Annotated in this window: 11 protein-coding genes; 4 read left to right on the top strand and 7 right to left on the bottom strand. The window is 69.1% G+C overall.

Going from position 1 to position 9,697, the window contains the following annotated elements; genetic code table 11:
- The 4 genes from AC27IQ_RS14295 to msrA all read right to left on the bottom strand — a co-directional run.
- Window positions 1-381 (bottom strand): Fur family transcriptional regulator (locus tag AC27IQ_RS14295; protein WP_487089865.1); only part of this gene is annotated, 381 nt, incomplete at its 3' end.
- Between the two features lie 136 nt (window positions 382-517).
- Window positions 518-718: a hypothetical protein gene (locus AC27IQ_RS14290; RefSeq protein WP_317354990.1), complete on the bottom strand. Its 201-nt coding sequence runs from the start codon at window positions 716-718 to the stop codon at window positions 518-520.
- A 5-nt stretch (window positions 719-723) separates the two neighbouring features.
- Window positions 724-1,182, bottom strand: coding sequence for a hypothetical protein (locus AC27IQ_RS14285; protein WP_487089864.1), 459 nt, complete (start codon window positions 1,180-1,182; stop codon window positions 724-726).
- Window positions 1,183-1,314: 132 nt separating this feature from the next.
- Entirely contained in the window at window positions 1,315-1,854 is a 540-nt protein-coding gene (gene msrA / locus AC27IQ_RS14280) for a peptide-methionine (S)-S-oxide reductase MsrA (RefSeq protein WP_284428380.1), read from the bottom strand.
- Window positions 1,855-1,961: 107 nt separating this feature from the next.
- Between msrA and AC27IQ_RS14275 the strand changes: the two genes are divergently transcribed.
- The 4 genes from AC27IQ_RS14275 (at window position 1,962) to AC27IQ_RS14260 (ending at window position 5,176) form a co-directional block, all read left to right on the top strand.
- The gene (locus AC27IQ_RS14275; RefSeq protein WP_284428381.1) at window positions 1,962-2,657 is read left to right on the top strand and encodes a TetR/AcrR family transcriptional regulator; all 696 of its coding nucleotides are present in this window, start codon (window positions 1,962-1,964) and stop codon (window positions 2,655-2,657) included.
- Between the two features lie 31 nt (window positions 2,658-2,688).
- The gene (locus AC27IQ_RS14270) at window positions 2,689-3,399 is read left to right on the top strand and encodes a protein-L-isoaspartate O-methyltransferase family protein (RefSeq protein ID WP_487089863.1); all 711 of its coding nucleotides are present in this window, start codon (window positions 2,689-2,691) and stop codon (window positions 3,397-3,399) included.
- Window positions 3,400-3,427: 28 nt separating this feature from the next.
- Window positions 3,428-3,772, top strand: coding sequence for a rhodanese-like domain-containing protein (locus AC27IQ_RS14265; protein ID WP_284428383.1), 345 nt, complete (start codon window positions 3,428-3,430; stop codon window positions 3,770-3,772).
- A gap of 72 nt (window positions 3,773-3,844) precedes the next feature.
- The gene (locus AC27IQ_RS14260; RefSeq protein ID WP_487089862.1) at window positions 3,845-5,176 is read left to right on the top strand and encodes a TolC family outer membrane protein; all 1,332 of its coding nucleotides are present in this window, start codon (window positions 3,845-3,847) and stop codon (window positions 5,174-5,176) included.
- Here the strand turns inward: AC27IQ_RS14260 and xopAU are convergent.
- From xopAU to AC27IQ_RS14245, 3 genes are all read right to left on the bottom strand, one after another.
- Window positions 5,080-6,756: a XopAU family type III secretion system effector serine/threonine kinase gene (xopAU, locus tag AC27IQ_RS14255; protein ID WP_487089861.1), complete on the bottom strand. Its 1,677-nt coding sequence runs from the start codon at window positions 6,754-6,756 to the stop codon at window positions 5,080-5,082. The genes AC27IQ_RS14260 and xopAU overlap by 97 nt on opposite strands.
- 162 nt (window positions 6,757-6,918) lie before the next feature.
- Window positions 6,919-7,419: a nuclear transport factor 2 family protein gene (locus AC27IQ_RS14250; protein ID WP_487089860.1), complete on the bottom strand. Its 501-nt coding sequence runs from the start codon at window positions 7,417-7,419 to the stop codon at window positions 6,919-6,921.
- 337 nt (window positions 7,420-7,756) lie between these two features.
- On the bottom strand, window positions 7,757-9,697 hold a 1,941-nt coding region (locus tag AC27IQ_RS14245; RefSeq protein ID WP_487089859.1), incomplete at its 5' end, for a bifunctional acetate--CoA ligase family protein/GNAT family N-acetyltransferase.

The following is a 9,697-nucleotide window of genomic DNA, read 5'->3' as shown; positions in this document are numbered from 1 at the left end:
CTTCAGCATCTGGCGCGCGGCCGCCTGCAGCGGGGCCGCGCCCTCGGTCACAGGAAACTGCCGGTGGCAGTCGTTGCACTCGAAATGCGGCGCGGCCGGCTCGCTCTTGTGGCCCACCAGGGTGTAGCGGGCCACGCGCTGGGCATCGATGTGCCGGCGCATCAGCCCGGCGCTGGCAAGCCGGTCCAGCAGCCGGTAGACCGTGACGCGGTTGACCACCACGCCCCGGCGTGCCAGGGCGGATTCCACCTCCGCGCCGGACACCGCGACGGAGGGCTGCGAGGACATCAGCGCCAGCAGGGCGCGCGTGGCGCGGGTGGAACGCAGGCCGGGCGGCAGGGCGCGGGGCGCGGAGGGATCGGAGTGGGGAGAACGGGGCATGGCGGGCGGCCGGCGGCGCGCGCAAAGGCGCCGGGATGGCTTGGTAACGCAAACGGGTTGCATTATGGCAGCTTTGCCCTGAGCCACCCTTCCCATTCGGCGGTCTGGCGGTTTGCCCGCCTGCCCCACCCGGCCGCTACGGCGCCTGCCCGTCCTGCAGTTTCCGGAGCTGGCGCCGCAGCCGCACGTTGTCCAGGCTGAGGGCCAGCCAGGAGAGGCCGAAGAGTCCGTAGAACACCGCCTCCCCGAAATACGCGAATGCCAGCCACGATGCGCCTGCGCACGCCAATGCCGTGACCAGCAAGTACGTTCCGTCTTTGAAGGGGGATGGAGCCATGGGATTCACCTCAGCCGAGACAGGCTTTGCGGAGACAGCGCCAGGGTGAGCCGCCCCGCGTGCTGGCGCTGGTAGATCTGCGGGTGGGTCTGCAGCACCGTGCCCACCTGCGGGTTGAGAAAGCCGTGGCGCGACGCATAGAACAGCACGTCCGACAGGCCGGTGCCGCCCGAGATCACCCGGCCGGTGGCCACGGCCGCGCTGCCCACCGCCGCCCCGGCGAAGTAGGCCACGCCCAATGCCCCCAGCATGGCCAGGCGCTCGGGCAGCGTGCCGGCGACGATCAGCTCGCCCACCGTCACCCGCGGCCCATGCACCCGGGCGGCGTCCACCAGGGTCTTGATGGTGCCCACGATCAACGCGTAGTTCGGGAACGCGGTGGCGGGCACGGGAATCCCGAGCGCCTCCATGTTCTCCCGCCAATAGTCCAGCCACCGGGGTTCATTCTCTGCACCTGCCGACACGGTTCGACCTCCGCTTCGTTTTGTTTCGACAGGCGGAAGTCTAGACAAAAACAACGGAATATTGCCGATTAATTACGTAACTTTCGGTTGATTCTATGGTGTCCCGCCAGGGCCCTTGCTGGCGCCGCCGCATCAGTCCGGCTTCAGGAAACGCGTGAACGTCTTGCGGAATTTCTCCACCTTCGGGCCCACCACGAAGGCGCAATAGCCCTGGCCCGGGTGGTTGAGGAAATAGTCCTGGTGGTAATCCTCGGCCGGCCAGTAGCCCTTGAGCGGCACCACCTCGGTCACGATCGGGGCGCCGAACAGCTTGTCCTGCGACATCTGCCGCACCATCGCCTCGGCTTCGGCCTGGTGCTCGGGGTTTTCGGTGTAGATGCCGCTGCGGTACTGCGTGCCCACGTCGTTGCCCTGGCGGTTCAGCGTGGTGGGGTCGTGCGTGGCGAAGAAGATCTCCAGCAGGTCGCGCAGCGCGATCACCGCGGGGTCGAAGGTCAGCCGCACCACCTCGGCATGGCCGGTGGTGCCGGTGCAGACGTCCTCGTACGTGGGGTTGGGTGCGCGGCCGTTGGCATAGCCGCTCTCCACGTCGGTCACGCCGCGAACGCGGTCGAACACGGCTTCGGTGCACCAGAAGCAGCCGCCGCCCAGGGTGATGGTTTGCAGTGTCATGGGATGGTCTTACAGGCAAGAAGTGGCGATCGGGCCATTATGGAAGTCCTGCCGCGTTGACGCTGCTCTGCGGGATTGCTACATTACTAACCAGTCAGTCATTAATTATGAATTCGTCTCCCTCCCCCGCCCCCCCGCCGTCCACCGAGGCCTCCAAGCGCGAGCGCCGCAAGGAGGCACGGCCGGGCGAACTGCTGGACGCCGCGCTGGAACTCTTCGTCGAGAAGGGCTACGCCGCCACCAAGGTGGACGAGGTCGCGGCCCGCGCCGGGGTGTCCAAGGGCACGCTGTTCCTGTACTTCCCGAGCAAGGAAGACCTTTTCAAGGAAGTCGTGCGCCAGAGCATCGGCCGCCATTTCCCCGAGTGGGACCTGGAGATCGACCAGTACCCCCACAGCACCGCCGAACTGCTGCGCTACGCCTACCAGCTGTGGTGGGAACGCATCGGCGCCACACCCGCCTCCGGCATCACCAAGCTGATGCTCGGCGAATCCAATAACTTTCCCGACATCGTGGCTTTCTACCGCAGCGAAGTGGTCGAGCCCGGCCAGCGGCTCATCGGCCGCATCCTGCAGCGCGGCGTGGACCGGGGCGAGTTCCGCGTGCCCGACATGGATTGCGGCATCCACATCGTGCTGGCGCCGCTCATCTTCATGACGATGTGGAAGCACTCCACGGCCTGCATGCCCGACCTGGAGCGGCTCTCTCCCGAGCGCTTCATCGCCGCGCAGGTGGACAACCTCCTGTGCGGGCTCTCCGTGCCGGTGGCCGCGCCGCCTGCGGCCCCTAAAATCGAGGGTTGACCCGATCCACGATCCCGCCCGGAGTAACCCCATGAACATGCCCCTGAACACGTCCGCCAACATCAGCGATCCCATCCTGCAGGCCCGCTACAACATGATCGAGCAGCAGATCCGCCCGTGGAACGTGCTGGACACCGACGTGCTGGACCTGCTGTCCGTGGTGCGCCGCGAGGAATTCGTGCCGCCCGCCTACCGCAGCATGGCGTTCATGGACATGGAGATCCCCCTCAATGCCTCCAATGAGCTGGCCCAGCGCCTGGGCCAGTGCATGCTGGCCCCGCGCGTGGAAGCCCGCCTGCTGCAGGACCTGCAGGTCAAGCCGACCGACCGGGTGCTGGAGATCGGCGCCGGCTCGGGCTACATGGCGGCCCTGCTGGCCCACCGGGCCGCGCAGGTGCTGGCGCTGGAGATCGAGCCCGATCTGGTCGAATTCGCCCGTGAGAACCTGCGCAGCGCCGGCGTGCTGAACGCCGAAGTGCGCCAGGCCGACGGTGCCCAGGGCGCGGCGGCGCAAGGCCCCTTCGACGTGATCGTGCTCAGCGGCTCGGTGAGCGAGGTGCCCCAGGCCCTGCTGTCCCAGTTGAGCGAAGGCGGCCGGCTCGCCGCCATCGTCGGCCAGGAGCCGATGATGCGCGCCACCATCGTCCGCCGCACCGGCGACCGTTTCGAGACCACGCAGCCGTGGGACACCATCGCCCCGCGCCTGCTGCACTTCCCCAAGCCATCGCGCTTCACCTTCTGATCCCTTTTCGTCTTTCTCAGGAATCCGCATGATCGACCACGTCCGCCCCGCCCAGCTCACCGAGTGGCTCGCCGCCACCCCCGTCGGTGCCCGCCCGCTGGTGCTGGACGTGCGCGAGCCGTGGGAGCTGCAGACCGCGAGCGTCGCCGCCGAGGACGGGTTCGATGTGGCCGCCATCCCGATGGGCGAGCTGCCCACGCGCCTGGCCGAACTGGACCGCGATCGCCCCACCGCTTGCCTGTGCCACCACGGCGTGCGCAGCCTGCGCGTGGCGAACTACCTCGACCAGCAGGGCTTCGACCGCGTGGCCAACATCAGCGGCGGCATCGATGCCTGGTCGCACGAGCGCGACGCGGCGGTCCCCCGGTACTGATCGATCCCCGTGGCCGCGGCATCGGGCCCGGCAGCGTGGGGCGCCACGCCTTCCTTTTCCTGAAAGACGTTCATGACGACCTTGCTTCGGTGCATTCCCTTGTCCCTGGCCGTGGCCGCTGCGCTCGCCAGTTTCGGCGCGCAGGCCCAGAGCCTGTCCCAACTGGTGGAGATGGCGCGCGGCTATGACGCGCCCTTCCAGGCCGCAAAGGCGCAGTACGACGCCGCCGGCAGCCGCGCCGAGCAGGCCCGGGCCGGGCTGCTGCCCAGCGCCGGACTCTCCGCCGGGGCCAACTACGCCAAGACCGAAGTCAACCGCCCGCCGGTGGACCTGAGCGCCCCCAGCCAGAGCGTGGGCCTCACCGCCTCGCAGCCGCTGTTCCGCCCGGCCAACCGCATCACCTTCGAGCAGGGCCAGCGTGGCATCGACATCGCGCAGGCCCAGCTCGAAGGCGTGGCCCAGGACCTCATCGTGCGGGTCAGCCAGGCGTATTTCGACGTGCTGGCCGCGCGCGACACCCTCACCTTCGTGCAGGCCCAGAAAACCGCCGTGGCCGAGCAACTGGCATCGGCCAAGCGCAACTTCGAGGTGGGCACCTCCACCGTGACCGATTCGCGCGAGGCGCAGGCGCGCTTCGATCTGGTCGTCGCCCAGGAGATCGCCGCCGACAACGACCTGCGTGTGAAGCAGCTGGCGCTCGATCAGGTGGTGGGCCGCCCCGGCGTGGCGCCTCAGCCGCTGGCCCAGCCCGTGCGGTTGCCCGAGGTCGCCCCTGCCGACGTGGGCACCTGGGTGCGCTCGGCCGAAGAGCTGCAGCCGCAGGTGCGCCAGGCCGCCATCGCGCTCGACGTGGCCCGCCTGGAGACGAAGAAGGCCGAAACCGGCCACCTGCCCACCGTGGACCTGCAGGCCGGCTACAGCGTCTCGCGCAACCCCAAGGGCACGCCGACGATTCCCAACGTCAACTCCCGTACCAACAACACCACCGTGGGCGTGCAGCTCACGCTGCCGCTGTTCGCAGGCTTTGCCGTGCAGAACCGCGTGAAGGAAACCCTGTCGCTCGAAGACAAGGCGCTGGCCGACCTGGACAATGCCCGCCGCACCGTGGCGCAGGCCACGCGCGCCGCGTTCTACGGCGTGCAGTCCGGCCAGGGCCAGGTGCGCGCCCTGGAGGCGGCCGAGGCCTCCAGCCAGAGCGCGCTGGAGGCCAACCAGCTGGGCTACCAGGTCGGCGTGCGCATCAACATCGACGTGCTCAACTCCCAAAGCCAGCTCTACCAGACCAAGCGTGACCTCGCCCAGGCCCGCTACAACGTGCTGCTGGGCACGCTCAAGCTGCGCCAGGCGGCGGGCACGCTGTCGCAGGACGATCTGCTGGCCATCGACGCGCTGACGGTGCGCTGAGGGCTGGTGCCCGCCCGGTCGGCCACCGGCAAAAGGACCGGCGAAAGCGGGCCGCTCAATCGCTGGTAGATCGCATGGACGTCATCGCGGGGCGGCATCTCGCCGAAGAGCGGGTCCTGAAGCAATTCCTGGGCGCTGGCGCGCTCACCGGGATCCCGGGCGATCATGCGGTTGAGAAGCTGGACGACATCGGCCTTGCTGTCCGGCGGCAGCGCCTTCAACGCATCCATGAACGGAAAGGTCTCTACCGAAGACGCGCTGCTGATGCCGATCAGGCCCATGGGGAAGTCCGGCGATTTCAGGAAATGCACGAGCAACTGGGCCACGCTGTAGACGTCGCGCTTGTGGTGGCTGGCCGAGGCACGCATTTCGACGTATCCCCAGGTGCCCATGCGCAGGGGCTCGCCCTTCTCGACCCCCAGGCCCATGTCGATCAGCCGGAACATCTTCTGGCGCTCGTCGTAGAGCACGTTGTTGTGCGAAATGTCCTGGTGCACCACCCCCTCGTCGGCGAAACGCGAGGCGCCGATGAGCACGTCGGCCACCATTTCCCAGGCCAGGGCCAGGTACTCCAGCGGCTTGATGTCCCCCTGGTTCAGCGCCTGGCGGGACAAGTCGATCACCTGGCTGACCTTGGGGCCTTCGATCTTCTCCGCCAGGATCCCGAACAGGCTGCCGATCTGGACCAGGCCATAGACCCGCATGACCTGGGCGGTGTCGCCGAGCGCCGCCGCCACCTGGTATTCCTTGTGGATCTTGGCCTTCTCCTGCGCGATGGCATCGGTCGGGTCCGCGCCCTCCCCCAGCGTGTCGTACAGCGTGCGGGAGGCGGGGTTGGCAGGATCGGTGCTCAGCATGGCTTTGAACACGAAATCCCGCCCGCAATCCCTGCCATCGCGCCAGAAGTTCTCGGACAGCCGCACCGCGTAGGCCGTGCCCGCGGCGCCTGCGCCCAGTCGCCGCAGGCCCTGTGCGGCATGGGAAGTGCCGTCGCCGGAAGGCTCCAGCGCGACGGCGGTGAAGCCGTTGCCGATGTCCGCCGCGCCCGGTTTCATCGCCGCGAGTCTTTCCACCAGGTCCGGCGCGCTGCACTGCTGGCTGAGCTTGCGCACCAGGCGCGGGCTGAGCACCACCCCCGGGCTGGTCGAGCGCATCACGCTCTGGAGCCGTCTCTCCTGGCCCAGGGCCAGGGCAGCATTCCAGGAATCGGACGCCCGGTGCCGCGCCACCGGCGTGGGCGGGTCCAGGAGGGCCGTGAGGATCGAAGGCGGGCTGGAGAACGCCCTCGCGCCCGGGCTGGACCGGGGCGTCGACAACGGGCTGCCGACCCCCGGCAAGGAGCGGGGACTGAACCACCCGGCCATGCGGTCGCCCAGCGCGGGAAGCTGCGCATTGAACCGCAGTCCTTCGCTGGCCCGCTCGCCCAGTGTCCGCCGCCTCCGCTCCAGCAGGAGCGACGGGTGGCTGGCCCCGGGGGCAGGAGTGCCCGGGTTGGCGGGGGGCGGGGTCGCCTGGCTGGCGGATTCTCGGCTCTCCGCCGCACTGCGTTGGGGGCTTGCAGAGAGCGGATGAGAGATCATGGAGGGGGTGCGTGCGGAGGGGATGCGGCAGGGGCCTTGACTACAACCCAGCCAGGCCGGTGCCATCCGCGCCGGCGCGAACCGATGCGCTGCATGGCGAACGCATCTCCCGGACCCAGCAGGTGCGCCGACGGTCGGGCCCCTGCCCCCTGCTGCCGCCTCTCAGGGGTTTGACGGCTTCACCGCGCCATCCCAGTGCTCGGCGATCTTGCCGTTCTCGATGCGGAACATGTCGAACCAGGTGGTGGTGTACTGGCGCGTCGGGTCCTTCGGCTCGGCGTACTCGCGCACGAAACTCAGGATGACCATGTCGCGTTCGGCGACGATCGAGACCAGCGGCGCCTTGATGCGATCCTCCACGGGCTTCGGCGTGGGGTTCCGTCGCTGGATAAAACCCACCATGGCCGAGCGGCCGGTGGGCACGTTCGGGTTGTGCTGGATATACGACTCGGCCACGTATTTCTCGGCCTGGGCCACTTGCCCGGCCTCGAACACCTCGCGCCAGAAGTCGTAGACCAACCGCTTGTTGGCACGCAGTGCCGGGTCTGCGCTTGCCAGCAACGGCGCCTGGTCGGCCGCGGGCTGAACGGGCACCTGCGCCACGGCGGCCAGCGGCAGGGAGGCGGCGAGCGCCAGCAGAAGGTGGGTGAGCTGTTTTTTCATGGATCGGTTGGGGTAACGGGTTGCGAGAAGGGACGGGCCATGCGCCAATCGCAAAGCACCGGGTGCCGCCCGGGTGCTGCGATGTTCGCCGGTCCGCTCTTGCGGAACAAGCAGGGAGCCGGCGGTACCTTGCGCTTCAGCGCGCTGAAAGCGCTGATTCCCGGGTCGACGATGCGGTCACGCCGTTGGGACATTCGTTTCTGCAGCCCATGCCGGTCCTGATCGCCTGGGGCCGGCAGAACCACCAGAACGCGGGGCGGGACGGGCAGCGTGCGGGCCGGCGCGGCCCTGTCCGGCGCTGTGATGCGGAGAGGCACGCTGGCGCTGCCGGCGCGCCTCAAAGCTGGTGCGTCACCAGCTTGAAATCCGGATCGTCCGGGTACGCCTTCACCTCGAAGCCCAGGCGCCGCATCAGCTTGAGCATGCTGGGGTTGTTGGCCAGCACCAGCCCGTCGACCTCGGACAGTCCGCGGTCGCGGGCCACGTCCATGATGCTGAGCATCAGGCGCGATCCCAGGCCGCGGCCGTTGAAGTCGTCGGCCACCACCAGCGCGAACTCGCAGCTGGACTGGTCGGGGTTGGTCACGTAGCGCGACACGCCCACGATGCGCTCGGTGCCGATGATCTCGCCGTCCTCGCCCGCGCTGCGTTCGCGGTACACCGCCACCAGCGCCATCTCGCGGTCGTAGTCGATGAGCGTGAAGCGCGCCAGCATCGAGGCCGGCAGCTCGGCGATCTGCGAGATGAAGCGAAAGTACCGGCTCTCGGGCGACAGTTCCTTGACCAGCTTTTGCAGCATCTGCGCGTCGTCGGGCCGCACCGGGCGCACCAGGTATTCGCCGCCGCCGCGCAGGGGCCACACCTGCTCGTAGCGCGCCGGGTACGGCAGGATGGACAGGTGGCTGTAATGCTCGCTGCGCCCGCCCATGGACTGCGCGGCGTGGCCGACCACGATGCGGGCGTCCACGGCGACGGCGCCCTGCTCGTCCACGATCAGCGGATTGATGTCCATCTCGCGCAATTGCGGCAGCGCGCACACCATTTCGGACACGCGCAGCAGCACCTGCTCCAGCGCCTCGCGGTTGGCCGCGCTGGCGCCTCGCCACTCGCCCAGCGTTTCGGCCACGCGCGAGCGCTCGATGAGCCGGCGCGCCAGGAACTGGTTGAGCGGCGGCAGCTCCATGGCGCGGTCGTCGATCAGCTCGATCATCGTGCCGCCCGCGCCGAAGGTGATCACCGGGCCGAACGGGTCGTCCGTCACCAGGCCGATGCAGATCTCGCGCCCGCGCCGGGCGCGCGCCATCTTCTGCACCGTCACGCCCTGGATGCGCGCGCCCGGCTGCAGGCGGGCCACGCGCTGCACCATGTCGGTATAGGCATCGCGCGCCGCCGCCCCGGTGTGGATGTCGAGCGCCACGCCGCCCACGTCGGACTTGTGGCTCACATCGGGCGAATCTATCTTGAGCGCCACCGGAAAGCCCAGCTGCGTGGCGATCATCATCGCCTCGTGCGCGCTGCGCGCCAGCAGCGTCTTGGTGACCGGCACGTTGAACGCAGCCAGCAGCGTCTTGGACTCCATCTCGGTCAGCACGTGCCGGCGCTCAGCCAGCACGCTTTCGATCATCAGCCGCGCGCCCTCGATGTCGGGCTTGGCCAGCGAGGTGAGCGGCGGCGGCGTCTGCTGCAGCAACTGCTGGTTCTGGTAGAACGAAGCAATATTGCCGAAGGCGCCCACGGCCGCCTCGGGCGTGCGGAAGCTGGGAATGGCGGCCGCGCGCAGCACCTCGCGCGCCGGGCCCACCGAGGCATCGCCCATCCAGCACGCCAGCAGCGGCTTGCCCATCAGGCGCTTGGTCTCGGCCAGCGCAGTGGCGACCGCGGCGGCATCGGTGCCCGGCTTGGGCGAATAGATGGCGAGCACGCCGTCAATCTGGCGGTCCTTCTCGGCCGCCTCCACCGCGCGCCGAAAATGCTCCGGTCCCGCCTCTTCCGACACGTCGATCAGATCGGCAAGGGACGCCAGCGGCGGCAGCTGCGGCGCCAGCGCCTCGGCCGAGGCCGGGGACAGGCGGCCCAGCTGCAGCAGGATCTCGTTCACCCAGTCGGCCGCCAGCACGCCCGGCCCGCCGCCATTGGTGACGATGGCCAGCCGCCGCCCCACCGGCCGATAGCGCGAGGCCAGGCACTTGGCGGCGGAGAACAGCTCCACGAACGACCGCACCCGCACCGCGCCCGCGCGGCGCAGGGCCGCGTCGAACACGTCGTCGCTGCCCACGAT

This window comes from Acidovorax sp. KPB24-07, from assembly GCF_057543315.1.
The sequence above is the reverse complement of the archived record's forward strand: the minus strand, read 5'-3'. Positions and strand labels throughout refer to the sequence as shown.